The following is a 22,033-nucleotide window of genomic DNA, read 5'->3' as shown; positions in this document are numbered from 1 at the left end:
AAAATTTACACGTGAAAAAGTTACTATTTGCACTTTGCATATCAGCTTCGGCTTTAAGCTTTGCTCAGGATTATTCAGTGCCGGCAGCAAGCCCGCGTCAGAGGGTAGAGCAGCAGTTTTCTATGTCCAAAATCAGTATTGACTATGGAAGACCGGGAGTGAAAGGGCGTAAGATCTTCGGAGAACTGGTTCCTTACGGACAGGTTTGGAGAGCAGGCGCTAACTCATCTACAAAAATCACATTCGGACAGTCTGTTAATTTTGGTGGAAAAATGGTTCCGGCGGGAACGTACGGACTTTTTATCGTTCCTACAGAAAAAGAATGGAAAGTGATATTAAATAAAGATTTCCAGCAGTGGGGTGCTTATACCTACGATCCAAAACAGGATGTGGTAGATGTAACAGTACCGGTAAATAAACTGGCTGACAAACAGGAATGGTTTGAAATCACCTTGAACCCAACCGATGAAAACTCAGGAAACCTGGTGATTAAATGGGATATGGCTCAGGCAGAAGTTGCTTTAAAACCTGCAAAACCGGATGCTGTTATCAAGATTGCAGATAAACTGAAAGAGATCAAGAAAATAGAGGCAGACGCTGCAAAAACAAAAAGCTAAATAATGAAATTTTCAATTCAGCCTGTTTTAGAAAATCAGGAATATAAATTAATCCCCTTACAGCAAGGGGATTTTGAGTCTTTATATGAAGTAGCCTCCGATCCCAGAGTTTGGGAGCAGCACCCCAATAAAGAGCGTTATCAGAGAGAAGTTTTTGAAAACTTTTTCAGAGGAGCCATGGAAAGCGAAGGAGCCTTTAAAATAATAGAAAAATCCTCCGGTGATGTTTTGGGCAGTACGCGTTTTTACGATTTTGATGAAAATGAAAGCCGCATATTTATTGGCTATACTTTCTATGGAACAAAATCATGGGGAAAGGGAATTAATCCTCAAGTGAAAAAGCTGATGCTTGATTATATCTTCCAGTATGTAGATAAAGTCCATTTCCATATCGGGAAAGAGAATTTCCGTTCCCAGACGGCTCTGGAAAGAATCGGTGGACAGAAGATCGCGGAAGAGGAAGTGGCTTACTTTGCAGAGCCTACACGAACCAATTTTGTCTATGAAATAAAAAAAGAAGACCATTCATGAAAAAATATAAAATCCAAACATCACCTTTTGTAGTACCTACCACAGACGGAAAATTAATTGAAGAACACTGGGGAAATTCTACAGGAAATTCAAACGTTTCCATTGCCCACATGGTAGCGCCACCGGATTGGAGCGAACCGCATCAGACTCCCGAATTCGATGAGTTTACCCTTATTGTTTCAGGAAAAAAGCAATTTGAGATAGATGGAGAAATCGTCATTCTTGAAAAAGGACAGAGTATTTTGATAGAAAAAGGAGCAAGAGTTCGTTACAGCAACCCTTTCTCAGAACCTTGCGAATATATAGCCATCTGCCTTCCTGCATTTTCTATGGATCTGGTAAACAGGGAAGAATAAAGAGTTTGAGAGTCGGAGGGTTTGAGAGTTCTAGAGTAGATGTTTACCGGATTTTGCTTATTTGTTGTCACCACATTACGTAATACAATGCTTCGACTCCGCTCAGCATGACAGTAAAAAAAATACAGTTAGTATTAGCGTTGTCATGCTGAGCGGAGTCGAAGCATCTTTTTAATAAGGTAAAATATTTGTAAATCAACCCATGTAGCAGTGTAACAATACTTTACCGACGAATCGATTTGGTTATTGTTACACTGCTACATTGCTGCATTGTTATATTAAAATTAAATTTATTTAAGTATTTCTTTCAAGAACATCAATGTATGATTCCAGGCTCTTTTGGACATTACTTCATTATAATCTGGCGATTTCGGATCGGTAAATGTATGTTTTGAATGGGCATAGGTAATAATCTGCCAGTCTGCATTGCCCTCGTTCATTTCTTTGATTAAATTATTATAGTCTTCCGGCGTTACTCCCTGATCATCCGCAGGATTTTCCACTAAAATCTTTGCGGAAATCGGCCCGTTTTTTCTGGTTTGATCCTTTCCTATACTTCCATGGATGGAAACAACTCCCACAACCGGAAGGCTTCCTCTCGCAGATTCTAAAGCTCCAGTTCCACCGAAACAGTATCCGATCACAGCAATTTTATCAGCAATTGCCCCATTTTTCTTCAATTGTTCTAAAGCCAGGGAAATCCGCTTTTGATAAGCGTCATAATTCTGTTTGTAATATCCGGATGTTTTGCCGGCAGAAGCATTATCAGCGGGAATATTTCCTTCTCCATAAATATCGGCAATAAAAGCAATATAACCCTGTTTTTCAAGCTCGGCAGCAGCTGTTTTGGCTTCATCATCGATACCTTTCCAGGCCGGAAGAATCAGGACACCCGGAAGCTTTTTTCCAGCATTAGAAGTGACCAGACCATTCAGCTTCTGTGCGCCATCCTGATAAGATACTGTTTTAAGTTTTTGGCTGAGAAGTGTTCCTGCACTTATCATGCATGCTGTTAATAAGAGGTTGCGTATCATATTCTGTAATTGGGTAAAGTATTAAAAAGGTTTTAATTATGAATTCAGGTTAATTAAAATCCTCAACTAAATTACCAAAAATAACTTATATTGAGGATGAAATATTGTAAAGCCAAAGGTGATCAGAGTTGAATTCCCAGATCTGCCAGTTCTTTTTCCAGATCAGTATCCGGATCGATTTTTATAGTCGTAAACCCAAGTGAATTGGCCATTTCGATGTTTTTAGGATTATCATCAATGAAAACAGATTCATTGGCTATAAGGTCATACCTTCCAGCAGAACATGCCAGATTTTAGGATCCGGTTTGATCAGTTTTTCCGTTCCCGAAACCACGATCTTTCCGTTAAAAAGCTTGAAGAAGTCATAATTTTCCAGGGCATAAGGAAAAGTTTCCTCAGACCAGTTGGTAAGCCCGAACAATTGATAGTCTGTATTTCCTAAGCGTCTTAAAATCTCTACATTCTGCGGAATATCACTTTTCAGCATTACAGTCCAGTTGTCATAATAAGCTCTGAGCTCCTTTTCCCATTCAGGGAATTTTTTAATCTGGATGTCGGTACCTTCTGCCAGGCTTCTGCCGCGGTCCTGCTCTTCATTCCATTCCGACTGGGCAATGTTTTCAAGAAAATATTCCATTTTCTCATCGTCATTGAAATAATCTTTAAAAAAATACCTGGGATTCCAATCCATGAGTACGCCTCCAAAATCGAAGATGATATTCTTAATTTCCATATATGTTTTAAACCTTTTTAATTTTATTTAACCACAAAAGTCGCAAAAGTTTTTAATTTTGAACACTTGAGAGCACTTTAGTTTTAAAAGTTTTACCAGGCTGAAAATAATAAGATCACATAAGGAGAAAATCAGAGATTTTCATGAAAACTTAAGTGTACTTCTTTGCGCAGTGTATTCAACTTAAATACACTTAAGTGTTTCAAAATCTTTTGTGACTTTTGTGGTTGATATGTATGTTTTTAAACCACCCCGTCAAAAATTCTTTGAATTTTCGCCACCCCTCCAGTGGAGGGGAATGTGATCCCGTCAATTAAAAATTGGTGGTTAGAAAGTTTATTCCGATTTATAAAACTGATATTGCCCGTTTTCATAATAAGCATTGATGTGCTGCAGGCCATTGGTCAGGATAATTTCTTTCGCTCCGATAATGGAATTGTATCGCGCCGTCTGTTCAAATGTTTTCTCTGTAAGCTTAATTTGGGGCGCTTTGCATTCAATCAGAATAATGGGTTCTGTTTTCTCGGTAACCAGCAGGTCGATTCTTTTGGTAAGACCGTTCAGAAGGATCTTTTTTTCGGTAATAAGAGCGGACGGAGAATAGGCTTTTACGGTGAGATAATAGTGTACCCAGTGCTGCCTCACCCATTCCTCAGGGGTAAGGAGAAGATAAGTTTTACGGATCAAGTCATAAATAAAAAACTTATCTTTGTCTTTCTTGAATTTAAAATCAAAAGTTTCCTGAAAATTCAGTTTTGGAAGTTCCATTAATAAGATGAAAGAATTAGATTTAATCCTCAAAAATATTAAAAATAAAGAAGTTTTACCTATTTATTTTTTCCACGGAGAAGAACCTTACTTTATTGATGCTGCTGTAAAAGTGCTAGAACACGACTTTCTGGAGGAAGATGAAAAAGCTTTTAACCAGACTGTTGTATACGGAAAAGATACTTCTTATCAGGAGATTCTTTCCCTGGCAAGACAGTTCCCAATGATGGGGGACAAGCAGGTGATTATTGTAAAGGAAGCTCAGGATTTGAAATTTAATGAAGAGGAAAACAGAGTTTTGGAAACCTATGTTGAAAATCCTGTACCATCTACCGTGCTTGTTTTTGCCCATAAGCATAAGAAGCTGGACAGCAGAAAAAAAGCCACAAAAGCTTTGGACAAAGCCAAGGTTCTTTTCTTAAGTGAATCGGTGAGAGATACCAATCTTCCGAAATGGATTGCTGATGAATGTACACGTCTTAAAATTAAAACAGCTCCGAATATTTCCCATCTGCTTGCAGAATATCTGGGAAACGACCTTTCAAGAATTGCCAACGAACTGAATAAATTAAAGATTATCCTTAAAGAAGGTGAAATACTGGACGGGACGATCGTGGAAAACCATATCGGAATCAGCAAGGAATATAATGTTTTCGAGCTTCAGAAGGCTTTAGGAACTAAAAATGCTGATGCGGCCTTTAAGATTGCTCATTTTATGGGTAAAAACCCAAAGAACAATCCTTTTGTTATGATGCTGGCAAGCCTTTACAGCTACTTTTCCAATGTGATCATTTACCAGACGATGACCGGACAGCCGCCACAGGTTATTGCTTCGCAGATGGGGGTTAACCCTTATTTTATTAAAGATTATGCAGAAGGTGCAAGACTGTATCCACTAAAACATGCGACAAGAGTTATTTCTATTTTAAGAGAGTTTGATATGAAAGGCAAGGGACTTGGTGCTGTGAATATGGGAGAAGCTGAACTGATTAAGGAGCTGGTGTATAAGATTATCAATGTGGATAAAATTAAAATGAAGGTGTAATGAATTGATGGGTTTGAGAGTGGGAGAGTATGAGAGTTGTAGGGGTAGAATGAGAATGAAAATAGCCCGTAACTGCACATTATAACCTGCATTCCGAAACACGAACAATTTATCGACAGTTCACATATTTGATATTGACAAGTATCATTAAAAATACTTTAATAAAACATTAAAAATTACGAAATTAGCGGACTGAATTAAAATCTTTTTGAACAAAGTAAATTTATGGAGCAAAATATTTTAGATTGTGTGATCGTTGGATCTGGACCTTCTGGTTTCACAGCGGCAATATATGCAGCAAGAGCAGACTTAAAACCTGAACTGTATACAGGTTTGGAGCCGGGCGGACAATTAACAACAACTACGGAAGTTGATAACTTTCCAGGATATCCGGCAGGGATTACAGGACCTGAAATGATGATGGATCTGCAGAAGCAGGCGGAAAGATTCGAGACTAAAGTTCATTATGAAATGATCACCAAAGCTGAATTCTCTAAAGAAAACGGCGGTGTTCATAAATTATATGCTGGGAATAAAGAGATCCTGGCAAAAACAGTGATTATCTCTACAGGAGCTACAGCCAAATATCTTGGCCTTGACGATGAGAAGAAATACGCGGGAGGAGGTGTTTCGGCATGTGCTACATGCGACGGTTTCTTCTACAGAGGAAAAGATGTGGTAGTAGTAGGAGCGGGAGATACAGCAGCAGAAGAAGCAACTTACCTTGCAAAGCTTACGAGAAAAGTAACCATGCTGGTAAGAAAAGATGTTTTCAGAGCTTCTAAAGCGATGATCCACAGAGTAGAAAATACTCCGAATATTGAAGTGAAATTCAATCATGAGCTGATTGGTATTGAAGGTGAAAACAGCCTTGTAGAAAGAGCCCTGATCATCAACAACCAAACGCAGGAAACCTCTGCCGTTGACGTAGAAGGTATCTTCATCGCGATCGGACACAAGCCGAATACAGATATCTTCGTGGGACAAATTGATCTTGACGAAAACGGATATATCCTTACTGAAAAAGGATCTACAAGAACGAATCTTCCGGGAGTTTTTGCTGCAGGAGATGTTCAGGATCATATTTACAGACAGGCGATCACCGCTGCAGGAAGCGGATGTATGGCGGCAATGGATGCAGAGAAATATCTAGCTGAATTACATTAATATTCAACCTATTATTATACAAGCGTACCCGGTGGGTACGCTTTTTTTATTGTATTTTATCTTCTTTTTTATCACAAAAGTTACAAAAGCTTATTAAACCCTTAGCTACTTTAAGTAAAATTCCTAAATTTAAATCCCAATCAAAAAAAATAATATGCACAAGAAAGTCATAAAAATAAAGCACATAACAGGAACCTATACGATTGAAATCCAGGATGGAAGACTGAATGAAATGCAAAGCCAGCTGGACAAATGCCTGAACGATGAACAGGCGGCTATTGTAGTGAAGGGAGAAAATGGAGATCAGTTTGTGTATCCATCAGATCTTATAAAAAACAGTTTCATTGCTATAGTAGACAGGGAAGAGGTCAGGGTGTCCTAGAAAAATAATTCCCCTGATTTTAAGTCTATTATTAGGTTTAGTTAAAATTTCTCGCAGAAAAGTTTTGCAGAACTGTAAAATCGTTTTATATTTGCACCACTGAAAACAACGGTATAGCCGTTATTCAGGAGAGATGGCAGAGTGGTCGATTGCGATAGTCTTGAAAACTATTGACTGTAACAGGTCCGGGGGTTCGAATCCCTCTCTCTCCGCCAGTTGGGAGACCAAAATAAGCTAAAACGCTGTAAACATCAATGTTTACAGCGTTTTTTGTTTTTAAGCTAGTGTCAGAAAAATCAAATAGGTTATCATTTATATGATCTGTTTAATTACAGAGGTATCTACTTCTGTATTCCTGACTGAAAAAATAGATTTCCGGTTCTAAAAGGAAAAATTAAAACTTCCTGAGTTTAAAATCCAGAAAAAGGAAGAAAATCTGAAAATTTTGAAAAAAGGTATACTGAATTGAAGCCTGACATTGAATCAAAAATCAACATTTTCCTCATCATCTTCATCTATTAATCCTGGCCTGGATTTCTAAGTTAATGATGAGAGCTTGATTTTATCATTGAAGATCTCTTGTTATCTTAAATGCTGAGTATATTATATAAAATGATAGTAAAGAAACTGATTTATTAAGTATCATCATTGTCACCAAATAATATTATAAATTTATATCTTACAATCAATAACTCATGAAAAATAAAATTTACCTGATCATCGCATTATTCCTTCTTACATCCTGTCATTCTCAAGACAGCAAAATTGTTGATCTGGCAAAAATATCAAACGATTTTGATGTCTCAGAATTTTATATGAACAAGATTAAAAAAACCAATGAGATCATTTCGAAAGATCCTAAAAGTATGGATAAGAAAGAAGCCCTGAATCTTCTAGATAATGCATTTTTTGTCAAAGATACTTTAGGGTACTATAAAACAGATGGGAGGTTCCCTACAGACCTGTCTTTGGAATCAACCAATGACTGGATGGTAAGAAATAAAAAACCAACCGAAATATTTGGTTATGGATACAAGACGGTAGCGTATGATCCTGAAAAAGATCAGCTAGCTATTTTAAATACAGTAGCATTTCCCAAAATGGATATGGTGGAAGACCGTAAAGGCAACTTAATGTATCTTGAAGTGGAAAAGACTTCAAAGAATGATGCTGACTTTAATAAGATCAAAGACTATATCAGTAAAAACTGCAAGAAACTTGCTGTTGATGATAACGATCCAAATGCTTCTTATTGGGAAGGTAAAGCTTTCTACTATTATCTTTTTAAAGATGATCATAAAGAAGAGGAGATCTCTTTCGATTCACAGGGAAATAAAACATCCAGATCGGTAGATGTAACAGAAATTAAATTGTCAATGTTTGAAAGATCTTACATTAAAAAAATGGAAGAGCTTGGGATCTATTCAGCAGGATACAGATTTTGGAAAAAATCTCTGTGATGTACCAATTTATCCATGAGGATAGTTAGGGGTATCATCATAATAAAATTACTATTTCTTTAATGAGTTATATTTTTCGTATTTTAACATGGTAATATTCTCTTGAATTTTGCTATGTTTTCTTTTCAGCTTAAATAAAAATTTTGAAAAAATTCGGCAATCATGTGATATATTACAGAGTTTAAATACATAACAAATGACACAAAATAGCAAACTATTATTCTTCATATCTCTGTTATTATTTATTAGTGCCACTGCACAGAAAAGTAAAGCAGTTATTCCCAGTACATTTCCGGACTGGAGAAAGGACACTTTTGATTATGCAAAGCAGATTGTGCCTTCAAAAATAAAAAATGATAATACTGGAGAGCTGATTCCTGTCACGCTTAAAAATGCTTATATCACAAAAGCAGACAATGAACCGGTTGTATTGGCAATCTGCACAGTAGAGAGGGATGATAAAGAAACATCATCATTAACCTACTTTTTTATCAGCCCGGAAACAAATCAGATGGTTTCAAAGTTTAAATCTGTTCTGACTGTCAAAGGTTGTGATCTTACTATTCCTGCGTTCATTATCAAGGACATCAATGGAGATAAAAAGGACGATTTTATATTTTTAGAATTATATAATGACAAATGTAAAGGCGATTATTGGATAGGCTCAAATTTTCATCAGATCAAACCTGCAACGACAAAAAATGAATTGGATTATTATCTGAAACTTAGAAATGATATGAGAATCAACCGAAAAGTGACAACGGCTGAAACAGGTCAGTTACAGAAAAAATTGGAAGAAGTAGTTGCTGAGTTATTTAATCATTAATTAGTCAGAGAATTAGTTCAGGCTACGAAGAGAATATGGAGAAACCATAAGTAGTATGCGGTACCAAAAACATCATTAAAAAAAATAATATGAAAACTAAAACATTATTGGTAACGGCAGCAGTTGCAGGAGCATTATTAACAGCGACATCGTGCTCCTATTTTGAAAGTGGTAAAAACCGTGAGAAAGGAACACCAGTAGAACCGTCCAAAACAGCGGTCCAAAAAATAATCGCAGCCAAAGAGGTGAATGAAGGCAAACGTTTTTCTATTACAGGCTATTTGAATTATTCCGCGGGAATGACGGTGTACGTTGACAGGCCTCAAACCGTATATGTGAATACAGCACCTGGCGATGACGGAGAAACAATTACGCCAGTAGAGATGGATTGGAAACAAGATGGGCACAACAGTGTTTTTGTTCCTGAAGATGCAGGACGTGGCTCCGATAAAACAATATTCTACGACAACGATGGCCAACCACTAACAACGAATGATAAAGTAGAAGTTTCATTTGAAGTTGGAAAATCATCAATTTATCCTGTTGAAGTACGAATCGACAAAGTAAAATAATATGGTATGCAGGTCAATTATTTTATACTCTTATTTACGGGGCTTTTTTTAATCGGTACATACATCAATTACAGATATACTCAAAAGAGAGGGCTGGTATTCAGATATAAACCCGTTTTTTTAATTATTATAGCTGTTTTATTTGTGGTTTCTTTATATGGAATTATCTTCGGAAAACCATTTAATGAAATTCTGTCTTTTATACGGTAAAATAATGTTGTTAATTGTTGTTGAGATTTTCAGAAAATAGCTTAGGTGATATAGCCATTAAAAACCAAAATAAATGAATAGAATTATGAACAACATTTACCTATACTTTATATTCATTTTAATTTCAGTCCCAATGAATTTATCTGCCCAAAATATTAAGACTAAAGACAATTATACGTATCAGGTCAGGGAAGAAAACGGTGACTTAAATAATGACGGCAAAATGGATAAAATAACCGTAAAAATGGATACAGTAGATGAGACAAGACCGTTAAGATTGCAAATTTTTCTGTCTCAACCCAATGGAAAATTAAATTTGGCTGTATCTTCAACTCAAATCATCGAACCGCAATATCCCGTCGAAAACCAAGGTAAATTTAATGGATATCAAATTCCCGATTTCTTTATTGAAAATGGGATTTTAAAAATGTGGAGTGAAATTAAAAGCGGGAATATTACATATGATTTCAAATATCAAAATGGTAATTTTGAATTAATTTATGTCAATAAGCTCACGAATAATGCAATCAAAGGTTATACTGATGAAAATACCATATTTACAGAAACCAAATTTGATTTGGTGACAGGGATCAGAACCGAAACGGATGAAATATCAGGTTCAGCCAAAGCATTGAAAGCAAGAAAAAAAAGAGTTTTAATAAGGCCCCTGCCTACAATACAGGATTTCAAATTTTCTGATAAAGAATTCTATTAATTAATAGTTTCCAAGCTGGATTACTGAATAATGAATCGCGTAGAGCCACCTGTGGTCGGTCAAAATGCTATTGGTCTGGATGTTTCTCCCCGGATCACTCCGGTCTGTGTTAATGCTTCATTGGTAGTTGGCAATCGATCATTTTACCTGCAGGTAAATATTTTCCCACAGTAAATCAGGTATTAATTTTTAACCGTTACCTGGCAGAGTTACGTATCGTATTCATTCCGAAGCTTTTAAATTCCAATAAAAATCACTCAATTAGATCATTGAAGCTTTCATCATAATTGTAATGGTAACTGCCGGAAACAGAAGGTGCAACTAAATTATTATATTACCCTATATTGGCTTATTAATTGATATTAAATTTTAATTTTTAATTATTGATGAACAAATCGGTCGTAATTCTTATTTTTTTTTTAAATTGTTTTTTCTTTTTAAGTGCACAGGAAAGAAAGGATTCACTTTATTATAAAATTGAAAACTTTTCGGATAAAAGAAAAGTTACCAAATTTATTCACCGTTTTATATTTCGTAGGGAGGCAGATTCTGCCTCTGTTAAAACAAGAACTGAGAAACTTTTACAAAAGACTCACAATGGGAAATATATCAGAAATATCAGGATAGAAACAATTGACCCTTTTGGATATGGTTCAAAAGAAAAAAAGGAAAAATCCAGATGGTATGATTGGTTCACCAATCACCTTCATGCGAATACCAGAACCTCTACTGTTAATAATTATTTACTTTTTCAGGAAGGTGAAGAATATAATGCCCAGAAACTCTACGAATCTGAACGTTTGCTAAGAGCAATGCCTTTTATAAACAGAGTGAATATTAGTGTTTCAGACAGTACTTCCAGCAAAGATTCTATTGATGTTGTGGTAAAAGTTCTCGATTCCTGGAGTCTAAAGCCCAGAGTCAGTTATTCAGGAAGTAAAATTGGCTTAGGTGTTTCCGAAGAAAATCTATTGGGATTAGGACATGAATTGAATTTGCTTTATAGAAATGATTCCAAAGAAAAGCAGGACTATCTTTTAGGAAGCTATACTGCATTTAACCTTTGGGGTTCTTATATTAATGCTCAGATATTGGGAGAACGTGATTTTTTGAAAAATGAAAGAATCAATTTCAATGTCAGAAGAGATTTTTTCTCACCCCTTACAAAATGGGCAGGTGGTTTTACTTTCGAATATTTTATGCGGAATGTTTCACTTCCAGTAGAGACAGGCACCACATTTCCGGAAGTGCAGATCAAGGTGTACAGCCAGGATTTATGGGGTGGTTATCAAATCCCTGTTTCATCTGATTCAAATGAAAAAGTCGACAGTAATATTGCATTGATAGGAAGATTCCAGAATTATCAATATAAAGACAGTCCGGGAATTGACCAATATCAATATTTTAGCTCTTACAGCAGTTTTCTGATGTCTGCCGGATTTATTCACAGAAACTTTTCAGTTCAGAAGAATATTTTTCAATATAATTTGCCGGAAGATATTGCCTATGGCAATTCAATGAATCTTACTGCCGGAGTTTTATCAAGAAGTAATGAGGTGAAGCCTTACGTGGGAGTTTCTGCATCGTATGGTAATTTTATAAAGATCGGTTATTTCAATGTGAAAGCTCAGTTTGGAAGGTTTTTTAATGAAGACAGTCAAAACCGTGAGTCTTTTCGTTTAGATGGAACTTATTTTACTAATCTTATGGATTGGAAATTTGCCAAAGCAAGACATTTCTTTTCTCCAACTTTAGCATTAGGAAATCCGCAGCACAATTATTCTTATAAAGACAGAATTAATCTTTCCTCTGCAGATGAATTTCCTGTTTATAATTCAGATTATATAGGAACAAAGAAATTAGTTTTGAGATATCAGCTTCAGCTTTTTATTAATAAAACCTGGAAGAATTTTCATTTCAGTCCTTATCTGACTGCTGCAGTTGGGTGGTTGGGTATGCCTGATGATAAATTATTGAAAACAAAAAGTAACACTAAAATAGGAATTGGTGTTTTGATAAATAATCCATATTTGGTTTTCAATAGAATTCAAATTTCTTTTACGTACTATCCCCGTGTTCCTTTCGATAATAATTCTATTTTTGATTTTAACAGTAACCGGAACAATGTGTTGCCAGTGAATGACTTAGGGACAGAAATCCCACACTTTGTGAATTTCGGAAATTAATGGTGTTATTTTATATAGGAGCTTCAATACCCCATACAGCTATACAAAACTTGGAGATGTTGACAATCCGACCGAATTTGCTGCTACATTGGGTAACAGAAATGTTGTCGTGAAGTTTGAGAATAATTAAAATCAAATATTGAAAAGGGTGGTGAACAAACGAACGAAAATGTTTGAAACTACCCATAGAAGCATTAAGGTAAATAAATCCTAATTTGGGAACTAATATCGGCAGTTTGTAAATTTTCTTTCTATCTTGCGACACACAACCAATTTTTTTAACCAGGTTGAGTATGGACCTGATTAAGAATTTTTTTTAACCACTTCTATCATGTGATCAATATCAAATGGTTTTTCAATATAGTCATCTGCTTTGCATTCTTTTGCTTTCTCGGGTAAATCATGAGCCGTAGAAGTCAGGACAGCTGATATATCTTCTGTTTCCGGCACAGATTTTAATTCTTCGATGACCTCTGATCCCTTTTTATTTCCTTTGATATAATCATCTACAATAACGACGTCAGGTTCAATCTCGTCGATTTTTTCGATCGGTTCTGTTGTTAATGAGGAAGTAACATCAAAACCTTCTTCTTTCAACACTTGATCCATTATATCCAAGATGGCTTCATTATCTTGAACAAGGACAACTTTTTTTGTCATAATAACTAGTATATTCTGTAAATATAAGAAAAAGAATAATTGAATATCTATTGGTGAAATATAAAGAGAATTTATAATTTTAGTAAGGCCATTTACAGCTGCAATAACCCAAGTATGATGACCTACCTTAAAAAGTGATTTATTGCGAATAGTGGTTGGATTCCAAATGTTTACGAAAATATTCAGTGCGTTGAAAACCGTCACATTGGATGAAATCTGGGCATTCTCATGTTTTTATTTTAGGCTCAAAAACTGATTGGATGGGTGAGATTATTCTCTGAAGTAAAACGAAGGATTCCCTGGGTTGAGAACAAATAAAAAAGGATGCCAAATAGCATCCTTTTATTGGTTGTTTCCTGATATTTAATTCAGGGGCTTTCGTCCTGTAAGTAAATTGATCAAAATAACAATAACAGCAATGACCAGAAGAGTATGAATTAAACTTCCGGTGTCCATGCCAGGGATAATCCCCAGCATTCCTAATAGCCATACAACGATGCAGATTACTGCAACAAGCCATAATAAATTTCTCATAATACTATTTTTTGTGGTTGGTAATAGGGGTGAAGCTTTAATGATGCCTTACCCCTTTATGATGGTAAGTAACATTCTTGTTTGCCGTTTGTTGTTTTAAATGAGTGTTCCCATTCATTGTACCGTAAAAGGTGTTTGATTTAGGAAAGTGGTCATCTAATTCAGGAGTCTCAAAATGAAACTCTTTACCATTCTTAAACAATTTGTTGTCATAAGTGCGGTAAATTTCATTTTCTTTATAAGTATTTCCGTCGGGGGAAAGAAATACCTCTTTCTTTTTGTTTTTTTTTCGCAGACCCATATAAAGTAAAGAACTTCCTGCCGCCAGGGCTAACGCTATTTTTACTGTATTGTTCATAGGATATTTTTATTGATATGATTACAAATTTTCTGCCATCGGAAGAAATGTGGTATCTTTTATAGAAGATCCTTTTTTCTTGTCCTCTGTAGCCATCCATTTCGGACCTTGGTCACTACGTTGCCGGCTACAGAGATTGTATATCTAATGCTGTCTATTGGTAACGGTTACTTTTAAAATTAAAATTTTCTGTTTTAATGTGTTGAAAATGTTTCTTTAATTATCTATTCTGAATATTAGGCGTATACTTCGTAGAATACAATAATATAACAGTCATATTTTTAAATTATCGTTATTTATATGGAATAATGGTTAAATTTTATTAATTTTAGTAAGTACTGATTGTGACTGTTAAATCTTGCTCAGAATAACTTGCTTATCAGATGTGTTATCTAAAAATATATGTACCGTTTTATATTGCCCTTTTTTTTGTTCCTGTCCTGTGTATTTTATACTCAGCAGTTGTCCCCGTCCGAAATAGATCAGTTACAGAAAGATAAGTACTATCAATATTTTCAGGAAGAAAAGTTCTATGAAGGTATAGAGTTCAGTAAAAAAACAATTAAGCTGTCAGAGAAAATTAATTATGCTAAAGGAAAAGCACGGGGATATATTTATATTGCGGGTTTTCTGCATTCTCTAGGAAAATATGATGAAGTGCTACAATATCTGCAAAAAGCAGAAGATCTGACTTCCGAATACGGAGATGACCCAGCTTTATTATCATCATTATTTACATGGTACGGAAAAAACTATTATGCATTAGGCTTCACTGAAAAGTCAAATGAAAATTATAATAAGGCATTAAAAGAGGCATTTAAATTAAAGGACAAAAAACAGAAACAAAAACAGCTCCATTTTATTTACGGAAATAAGGCTGTTAATTTTGAATTGCTGCAGGATAAGGATTCAACGTACTATTATATCCATAAAGCATATACAATTTCTCCTAGAGTAGTGGAAGCCACTAATCTTACCGATTATTTTATCACTCAAAGAAAAAATGAAGATTCCGCAAAATTTTACTTGGATAAAGCAGAAAATCTTTTGAAAAAATCTACGGAAACATTTGATTATCTGGTGTTTAATTATATGTCAGGCTGCTATTATAAATATAAAGGTGAGTACAGTAAAGCCTTGGCGTTTTATGAGAATTCCCTCGAAGCATCCATGAGAATGAAGAGACCTAAAAATGTGATGAAGAATTATAAAGACATAGCTGAAATATATAGTTCCCAAAATAACGTTTATAAAGCCAATGAGTATTTACTGAAATACACAAAACTAAGAGATAGTTTAGCTGAAAATAATATAATAGCCATACAGGCTACTGAAAAAAAGTTTATTAATGATGAAAAGAAACAGAATCAAAATTCAAACATGAAGCTGTATTATCTTTTAGGGGGACTATTTTTAGGCGTTATTATTATAATCAGTGTGCTAAGTTTTTCACATTACATGAAAAATAAGAAAAAAGACTTTTTACTTACAAAAAATACAGCAGCTATTTTACAGCAAGATCAACAGGTAAGAGCGCTTAAGAAGAAAGTAAATGAAAGTTTTGAAGAAGTTATACAGCTGGCAAAAGAAAACAGCCCGGAATTCTGGGGCCGCTTTCAGGAGGTATATCCCGAATTTCGCGAAAGAATATTGATCATTAATCCTAATTTAAAAACGTCGGAGCTCATCCTATGTGCCTATATTTACCTGGGATTTAATACGAAAGATATTGCCCAATATACTTTTAAGGCTGTACAGACGATAAAAAATAATAAATATAATCTTAGAAAAAGGCTGGATGTTCCTCAGCAGGAAGATATCACACTATGGATGAGAATCATTTAGGTAAGGCCTAATTTCAGCACAAATTTACCAATCAATCTTCTAGTGGAAAAGGATAGATTTCTATTAGAAAAAAATTAAAGATATTCACTGCATAAAACCAATTTGAGTGATTAAGTAGCTGTTATTATTGTATTTAGCATAAAAGGTACCTCGTTGGTACCTTATTTTTTTTGTTTTCAACTCTGACTTCTCTTGCTTTGTGGTTTGAATTTTAAAATTCTTTATTAACACAAAAACTTAAAACACGATGAAAAAGGATGCATATTTCTACTTCAAAATGATATTGTACAACGAGCAGCTAGACATTGGGCCTAAGCAATCGACTACAATTCATCTTTAATAATTGCGGTTTAAACACGTCATTATTACTCATGTCTTTAAGAATTATTAATCAATGGTACTTAATTTAGCATGTTAGCAAAACAACACAAAAAAAGAAAAAAGAAAAATCTTATTATATATTATTTATTGATCGGGAGTGCTGTCACAATGATTCCATTAGTTTACAGGATGCTATCGGCTTCAAGTAAAAAGAAAAAAAATGCACAAGCTTTATTATCGGGGCAGAAAACCAGTGAAGCATTTGATGGAATAATGTATCTGGCTAAGAACAACAGCCCTGAATTTTGGGGACACTTTCAGGAAAAATATCCGGATTTTCAGAAAAAGTTATTAGAAATCAATTCTAACCTTAAAGTTTCTGAGCTTATTTTAAGCGCTTATATCTATTTGGGATTTAATACAAAAGATATTGCGGAGTATACCTTTAAAGCTGTCCAGACCGTAAAAAATAACAAATACAATTTAAGAAAAAGACTTTCCGTACCTGCAAAAGATGATATGGTTGTATGGTTCCGGAACAATCTAGGTAATTAATTAACGTTTTGATTTACAGTCTGTTAAAAATTGAAGTACTCTGTTGGTACCTCGGGTTTTTGTTTCTGATAGAATATTTTTATTGATTTGTAAGCGAAAACAAATGATAAAATATTCGGAGCTTATTTAGAAATTACGTTATAAAATTTTATACTTATTTCTATACAATTTTGACAGCCTTATAAAAACACAACACAAATGATGAAAAATACTGTAACCCTTCCTATACCTTTTCTATACAGGTATAATAATCTAAATTACCAATAAGTTGAGATCGGAAGTGAATTATCACTTTTCCTTCTTCTCGCTTTTTGATTAAACAGACATTCTAAAAACAAAACAACACAATGAAAAAAAATGTAATTTCTGCAGGAATTTTCCTGATTTCAACTTTCTCATTTGCTCAGGTTGGCATAAATACTTCTACTCCTAATCCTGATGCAGCATTAGATATCGTTTCAGCTAACAAAGGACTTCTGCCTCCAAGGCTAGCATTAGTTTCCACAGTTTCTCCGGCTCCTCTATCAGTTCACGTAGCGGGAATGGTAGCCTATAACACAGCAACAGTAAATGATGTGATTCCGGCATTATATTATGATGACGGGACAAGATGGGTATTGGCAAAAAACTCAGGAAACACAACCAATGCATTGAGCTCAACGGGCAATACGATTACTTCCACCGTGAACGGAGTTGCAGCGAGTACTACGGCTGTAAATACTGTAAGCAACACCTCTTCAGGGAACGTCTTATCTACAACGGTTAATGGAGTGACGGGAGCTACTGTTCCTATAATTAACACTAATGCATTGTCATTATCCGGGAGCAGCTTAACAAGCACGGTAAATGGAATTGCAAGCAATACGGTTAATCTGGGTCCTGCTATTACGGCAGCTACTACAAACCTGTTAAGTAGCTCAGGTAACACGATGACCTCAACGGTCAACGGGATTGCACGTACAGCACCTATCATCAACAGTGTGACCAACACCATTTCAGGAAATACACTGACTACTACGGTAAACGGGATTTCTTCAAGCTCCGTTACCTTTCCGCAGGGAGTTAATATTTATAATTCTGATGGGACTCTTACGGGTGACAGAATGGTTTCAACCAATAACAAAATGCTGTGGTTTCAAAATGGAACTACCAATACAAACAATCATATAGCGTTTGATATTAATGTAGCTGTCCCGGGCAGCACAAGGCTGATTACAAGAGGAAGCAGTAGCTCCTTGATCAGAGCTTTGATTGGCTCCAGCCGAATGTTGGATATGGAGCTTTTAACGGATGGGACTTCTAGGTTATTATCTACCGGAAGCACGGAATTATTCGTAGGGACCAACACTTCTTCCGGGCCCTTGGTTTTTGGAGTGGGAACCAACAGAGCTATCCTGGCAACCAACGGGAATTTCGGGATAGGAACAATGAGCCCTTCGCAAAAGCTGCATGTTATTGGTAACATTTTAGCCTCGGGAACAATAACCCCTGATTATGTGTTTGAAAAGCATTTTGACGGATTATCAAAGCTAAAGCCATCTTATACAATGATGGACCTGGATCAGGTGGAAGAATATACACGCCTTAATAAGCATTTACCTGGAGTTCCTTCTGCCTCTGAAATAGAAGCTCAGGGTGGAATTGTACTCAACAGAGCTGCGGAAATAAACCTGGAAAAAATAGAAGAACTGTATCTGTATGTTTTTGAATTAAAGAAAGAAATAAAAACTTTAAAAGAAAAAAATATGCAGTTGGAAAAATTTATTAATAAAAATTAATGAGTTTAATTGTTCAGTTGTTGGAGAAATAAAATACAAATGATGAAAAATTTTAATTTTTTAGTTGGCTTCTTTACTATATTCTTGTTTTTTTTGGCAGGAACAAATATAGTAAAAGCACAGGATTCAGACAGTGATGGCATTACAGATGTCATTGATTTGGATGATGATAACGATGGTATTCCGGATGCGGAAGAATCGCCGGACTGCTTCTATACGGTATACGAAGCCAACAGGATTACTTCTGTCATTTCCACATTAAATGGGGGAGTCGGGGATCCTGCGGCCGGAAATACGATCCCGTTGCTTTATAATGATAACCTTAATGACGGAACTACCGTTACTGCTTATAATTTTGCAGCATTACAAACCATCACTTCAGGATCAGGAATCTTTACGGTACAGTATCCAACTCCGGTAATCCTAAAATCGATGTCGGTTACCCAGGCTGCCAGTGGAATAGCGGCTAGTGGTTTTGCCAAATTATACGGTTCTAATGATGGTACCACCTTTACGCTTCTTACCACAGGTGCGGGAATTAGTATAGCTGGTACCAATCCTACTTTTACAAATACTTCTACAACAGCATATCTATATTACCAGATCAGGTATATAGGAACCGTTTCTGCAGGCAATGCAACCTCTGTAACTGCGGGTACGGCTGCAATACACGAAATCTCATCCCTGCTTTCAACAGCTACGGTTTATATCCCTTCAGCACATCCGAAACCCGGAATTTGCAGTGTAGATACGGATGGAGACGGAAAGCCCAATCATTTGGATACCGACAGTGATGGAGATGGCTGTCCGGATGCATACGAAGGAGGAGCGACTTCCAATAAAACGATCAGCATTTTACCTGCGCCTTACGGAGCCAATGGTTTGGCGAATGCAGTAGAAACCAGTGTAGACAGCGGACAGGTCTCTTATGTTTCCACCTATGCAAAATATGCCAGCAATTCTAATCAGAACCTGTGTACTGACACAGATAACGACGGGGTTCCAAACCCTATTGATATAGATGATGATAATGACGGAGTACCAGATACTACCGAAGGAGAATTCTGTGGAAGAATAGACAGGAACATCAGGGTAGGATATTTAAACAGTGGCGTAGGAGACGATGGTTTGGCTTCCAATATGCTGTTAAACCTAAATAACTTTGGTCCCTACGGTACTTATAATAAAACTACAGGGATCACATTGGTGCCTTTTGCTACCGAAGCCAGCATCACTGAAGCCAGCTTACTGGCCAATAATGTAGATGTATTTTTTGTAGGTTCCTCGGCGGCCGATGCTACCACCAGTGCAGACAAGGTATCTACAGCTCTTAATACCAGACTGATCACCTGGGCCCAGAATAACAGCAAATCTATATTTGCCCTTCAGAATAATGCTATAGATTATGGGTATACCATTACCCCTAATAATGTCAACCCCAACACACCTTCGGGAACTATAGGAACGAATACCTACACCAACGGATATTGGCCAACTTCTTCCCTGAATCAGTCAGGGACAGTTCAGATGACGATCCAGTCTACTACAAGGCAGTTTGACATTCTGATGACAGATGCCAATCTCAGACCTGTAGTGATTACAGATAGAGGATATAATTTGCTGATTTTCCCGGATGCTACCATATATAATGCTGAATCCGGTATGGTCACTCCGACGACCAATGACCAAAAGGCCATTGCAGATACCTGGACCTATTTTTTTGACAGATTTGTTACGCCTCAGTGCAGCACACTAGATACGGATGGGGATGGTACTCCCAATCATCTGGATTTAAACTCGGATGGGGATACCTGTAGTGATGCTTTAGAAGCCGGAGCAACAACTTCTTTAACTCCTAACTATACCTTTACTTCACTGGCAGGTACGGCAACAGATACCAACAGTGATGGTTTAGCAGATATTGTAGATACCAATACTAACGGGATTCCGGATTATCTGAGTACTTATGATCCTCAGGCATTGGATGCTACGATCAGAAAATGTCTGGACAGCGATGGAGATATTCTGCCAGATGCTGCAGATTTGGATGATGATAATGACGGTATATTGGATACCAATGAAGGGAACGTTTGTAGTGGATTGACCAGAAATCTGAGAATAGGGTATCTAAATACAGCTCTTGGAAGAACCGGGTTAATGATCAACATGCTCAGCAATACAGCTAATTTTAGCCCTACAGGCACTTATGACAAAATTCCAGGGATTACATTTGTACCTTATGCTACTGAAGCAGCCATTACTGAAGCACAATTATTGACTGATAATATAGATATTTTCTATGTAGGGTCCTCAGCAGCTGATGCCCAAACCTCCGTGGATAAGCTTTCAACAGCCGTAAATACCAGAATACTTTCCTGGTCCGAAAATAATAGCAAGGGAGTGATTGTTTCCCAGAATAATGCAACAGATTACGGATATCAGGTTACTAATAATAACTTAAATACAGATGTTCCCTACGGACTTATTGGTGATGCTGTTTTTACCAATGGATATTGGCCGGAAAGTACATTCAACCAGTCCGGAGCAATACAAATGACCATTGCTTCCTTAACCAGAACCTATGAAGCAGCAATGGTAGATGCCAATGGGAAAGCTGTTTTTATCCGGGATGCAGACAGGAAGATCGTGTTTCTGCCGGATGCAACTGTTTTTACAACCTACCAAGCTACGGCAACAATCACCAATGCTGAATTAAGAGTAGCTGCAGATGTTTGGGCGTATGGTTTTGATGTGTTTTTAGACGGGCAGGAGACTTGTACTTCCATAGATACTGATTTGGATGGCATTCCCAATCAGCTTGACCTGGACTCAGATAATGACGGATGTGTGGATGCACTGGAAGGAGCTGCAAATATTACAAGCTTACAATTAGTAACTGCGGCAAGCAGCCTCTCTGTAGGAACAGGGTCTACGGCTTCTAATCAGAATTTATGTGCAGGCTCTTCATGTGTTGATGCTAATGGTGTTCCCACTATTGCAGGAGCTGCAGGACAGGCAATAGGTGATTCTCAAAATGCGTCCATCAGTTCAGGATGTTTCTGTTACAAGCCGGCAGTACTGGCCGGAACCGTATTGGATACTAAATCTGGTATAACAGCACTGGGAAGAGCCGGAATAAACAACGGTAACTGGCCCATGATTCGTAAAGGAGCATGGACAGCACTGGAGGCTAAAACCAAAGGATTTGTCGTGAACAGAATCCCTACCACAGCCCAGGTGAATGCCATTGCCACTCCTGTGGAAGGCATGATGGTGTATGATGAAGAAGCTGACTGCTTAAAGATCTATACCACCACAAATAATGGAACTTCATTCAGCTGGCAGTGTTTCAACACACAAACCTGTCCGGATTATTAATA

General features: G+C 36.5%; 22 protein-coding genes and 1 tRNA gene. 17 read left to right on the top strand and 6 right to left on the bottom strand.

Going from position 1 to position 22,033, the window contains the following annotated elements; translation table 11 throughout:
* Positions 1 to 11: 11 nt before the first annotated feature.
* From ACTJIV_RS08175 to ACTJIV_RS08165, 3 genes are read left to right on the top strand one after another with little or no spacing between them, the layout of a single operon-like run.
* Positions 12 to 617 (top strand): DUF2911 domain-containing protein, encoded by a 606-nt coding sequence (locus ACTJIV_RS08175; protein WP_111957906.1) that lies wholly within the window; start codon positions 12 to 14, stop codon positions 615 to 617.
* A gap of 3 nt (positions 618 to 620) precedes the next feature.
* Complete coding sequence (locus tag ACTJIV_RS08170) at positions 621 to 1,148, top strand: GNAT family N-acetyltransferase (RefSeq protein ID WP_111957530.1); 528 nt, start codon at positions 621 to 623, stop codon at positions 1,146 to 1,148.
* Positions 1,145 to 1,504 (top strand): cupin domain-containing protein, encoded by a 360-nt coding sequence (locus ACTJIV_RS08165; RefSeq protein WP_111957528.1) that lies wholly within the window; start codon positions 1,145 to 1,147, stop codon positions 1,502 to 1,504. Before ACTJIV_RS08170 ends, ACTJIV_RS08165 begins: the two co-directional genes overlap by 4 nt.
* A 290-nt stretch (positions 1,505 to 1,794) precedes the next feature.
* On the opposite strand, the gene ACTJIV_RS08160 is transcribed toward ACTJIV_RS08165, so the two are convergent.
* From ACTJIV_RS08160 to ACTJIV_RS08150, 3 genes are all read right to left on the bottom strand, one after another.
* A complete protein-coding gene (locus tag ACTJIV_RS08160) occupies positions 1,795 to 2,538 on the bottom strand; it encodes a dienelactone hydrolase family protein (RefSeq protein WP_440626755.1) in 744 nt (247 codons plus the stop codon).
* Positions 2,539 to 2,794: 256 nt separating this feature from the next.
* Positions 2,795 to 3,271, bottom strand: a complete 477-nt coding sequence (locus tag ACTJIV_RS08155) for an HAD family hydrolase (protein ID WP_440626753.1) — start codon at positions 3,269 to 3,271, stop codon at positions 2,795 to 2,797.
* 336 nt (positions 3,272 to 3,607) lie between these two features.
* A complete protein-coding gene (locus tag ACTJIV_RS08150; protein ID WP_440626751.1) occupies positions 3,608 to 4,039 on the bottom strand; it encodes a type I restriction enzyme HsdR N-terminal domain-containing protein in 432 nt (143 codons plus the stop codon).
* A gap of 7 nt (positions 4,040 to 4,046) precedes the next feature.
* Between ACTJIV_RS08150 and holA the strand changes: the two genes are divergently transcribed.
* The 10 genes from holA (at position 4,047) to ACTJIV_RS08100 (ending at position 12,602) form a co-directional block, all read left to right on the top strand.
* Positions 4,047 to 5,084, top strand: coding sequence for a DNA polymerase III subunit delta (gene holA, locus ACTJIV_RS08145; RefSeq protein ID WP_440626750.1), 1,038 nt, complete (start codon positions 4,047 to 4,049; stop codon positions 5,082 to 5,084).
* A 225-nt stretch (positions 5,085 to 5,309) separates the two neighbouring features.
* Positions 5,310 to 6,251, top strand: coding sequence for a thioredoxin-disulfide reductase (gene trxB / locus ACTJIV_RS08140; protein ID WP_111957518.1), 942 nt, complete (start codon positions 5,310 to 5,312; stop codon positions 6,249 to 6,251).
* Positions 6,252 to 6,405: 154 nt separating this feature from the next.
* Positions 6,406 to 6,633 carry a glyceraldehyde-3-phosphate dehydrogenase gene (locus ACTJIV_RS08135; RefSeq protein ID WP_111957516.1) on the top strand — a complete coding sequence of 76 codons (228 nt, stop codon included), beginning with the start codon at positions 6,406 to 6,408 and terminating at the stop codon, positions 6,631 to 6,633.
* A gap of 127 nt (positions 6,634 to 6,760) precedes the next feature.
* A tRNA-Ser gene (locus ACTJIV_RS08130) sits at positions 6,761 to 6,848 on the top strand.
* Between the two features lie 480 nt (positions 6,849 to 7,328).
* Positions 7,329 to 8,093: a hypothetical protein gene (locus tag ACTJIV_RS08125; RefSeq protein WP_440626747.1), complete on the top strand. Its 765-nt coding sequence runs from the start codon at positions 7,329 to 7,331 to the stop codon at positions 8,091 to 8,093.
* 196 nt (positions 8,094 to 8,289) lie between these two features.
* Complete coding sequence (locus ACTJIV_RS08120; protein ID WP_440626746.1) at positions 8,290 to 8,919, top strand: hypothetical protein; 630 nt, start codon at positions 8,290 to 8,292, stop codon at positions 8,917 to 8,919.
* A gap of 89 nt (positions 8,920 to 9,008) precedes the next feature.
* On the top strand, positions 9,009 to 9,491 hold the full coding sequence (locus ACTJIV_RS08115) for a hypothetical protein (protein WP_440626744.1): 483 nt from the start codon (positions 9,009 to 9,011) through the stop codon (positions 9,489 to 9,491).
* 343 nt (positions 9,492 to 9,834) lie between these two features.
* Positions 9,835 to 10,416, top strand: a complete 582-nt coding sequence (locus ACTJIV_RS08110; RefSeq protein ID WP_440626742.1) for a hypothetical protein — start codon at positions 9,835 to 9,837, stop codon at positions 10,414 to 10,416.
* 30 nt (positions 10,417 to 10,446) lie between these two features.
* Positions 10,447 to 10,590: a hypothetical protein gene (locus tag ACTJIV_RS08105; RefSeq protein WP_440626740.1), complete on the top strand. Its 144-nt coding sequence runs from the start codon at positions 10,447 to 10,449 to the stop codon at positions 10,588 to 10,590.
* A gap of 212 nt (positions 10,591 to 10,802) precedes the next feature.
* Positions 10,803 to 12,602 carry a POTRA domain-containing protein gene (locus tag ACTJIV_RS08100; protein ID WP_336379165.1) on the top strand — a complete coding sequence of 600 codons (1,800 nt, stop codon included), beginning with the start codon at positions 10,803 to 10,805 and terminating at the stop codon, positions 12,600 to 12,602.
* Positions 12,603 to 12,905: 303 nt separating this feature from the next.
* Here the strand turns inward: ACTJIV_RS08100 and ACTJIV_RS08095 are convergent, their stop codons facing one another.
* The 3 genes from ACTJIV_RS08095 to ACTJIV_RS08085 form a co-directional block, all read right to left on the bottom strand.
* Entirely contained in the window at positions 12,906 to 13,466 is a 561-nt protein-coding gene (locus tag ACTJIV_RS08095) for a response regulator (protein ID WP_440626738.1), read from the bottom strand.
* A gap of 159 nt (positions 13,467 to 13,625) precedes the next feature.
* The gene (locus ACTJIV_RS08090) at positions 13,626 to 13,796 is read right to left on the bottom strand and encodes a lmo0937 family membrane protein (RefSeq protein ID WP_440626736.1); all 171 of its coding nucleotides are present in this window, start codon (positions 13,794 to 13,796) and stop codon (positions 13,626 to 13,628) included.
* 37 nt (positions 13,797 to 13,833) lie between these two features.
* Entirely contained in the window at positions 13,834 to 14,154 is a 321-nt protein-coding gene (locus ACTJIV_RS08085) for a hypothetical protein (RefSeq protein ID WP_440626734.1), read from the bottom strand.
* A gap of 462 nt (positions 14,155 to 14,616) precedes the next feature.
* Between ACTJIV_RS08085 and ACTJIV_RS08080 the strand changes: the two genes are divergently transcribed.
* From ACTJIV_RS08080 to ACTJIV_RS08065, 4 genes are all read left to right on the top strand, one after another.
* Positions 14,617 to 15,999, top strand: coding sequence for a hypothetical protein (locus tag ACTJIV_RS08080; protein ID WP_440626732.1), 1,383 nt, complete (start codon positions 14,617 to 14,619; stop codon positions 15,997 to 15,999).
* Positions 16,000 to 16,488: 489 nt separating this feature from the next.
* Complete coding sequence (locus ACTJIV_RS08075) at positions 16,489 to 16,875, top strand: hypothetical protein (protein WP_223558855.1); 387 nt, start codon at positions 16,489 to 16,491, stop codon at positions 16,873 to 16,875.
* 347 nt (positions 16,876 to 17,222) lie between these two features.
* The gene (locus ACTJIV_RS08070; protein WP_440626730.1) at positions 17,223 to 18,653 is read left to right on the top strand and encodes a hypothetical protein; all 1,431 of its coding nucleotides are present in this window, start codon (positions 17,223 to 17,225) and stop codon (positions 18,651 to 18,653) included.
* Positions 18,654 to 18,692: 39 nt separating this feature from the next.
* Entirely contained in the window at positions 18,693 to 22,031 is a 3,339-nt protein-coding gene (locus ACTJIV_RS08065) for a hypothetical protein (RefSeq protein WP_440626728.1), read from the top strand.
* Positions 22,032 to 22,033: the final 2 nt, after the last annotated feature.

The organism is Chryseobacterium sp. 22532 (genome assembly GCF_052044665.1).
In the GTDB taxonomy this organism is placed as follows: Bacteria; Bacteroidota; Bacteroidia; order Flavobacteriales; family Weeksellaceae; genus Chryseobacterium; species Chryseobacterium lathyri.
The sequence above is the reverse complement of the archived record's forward strand: the minus strand, read 5'-3'. Positions and strand labels throughout refer to the sequence as shown.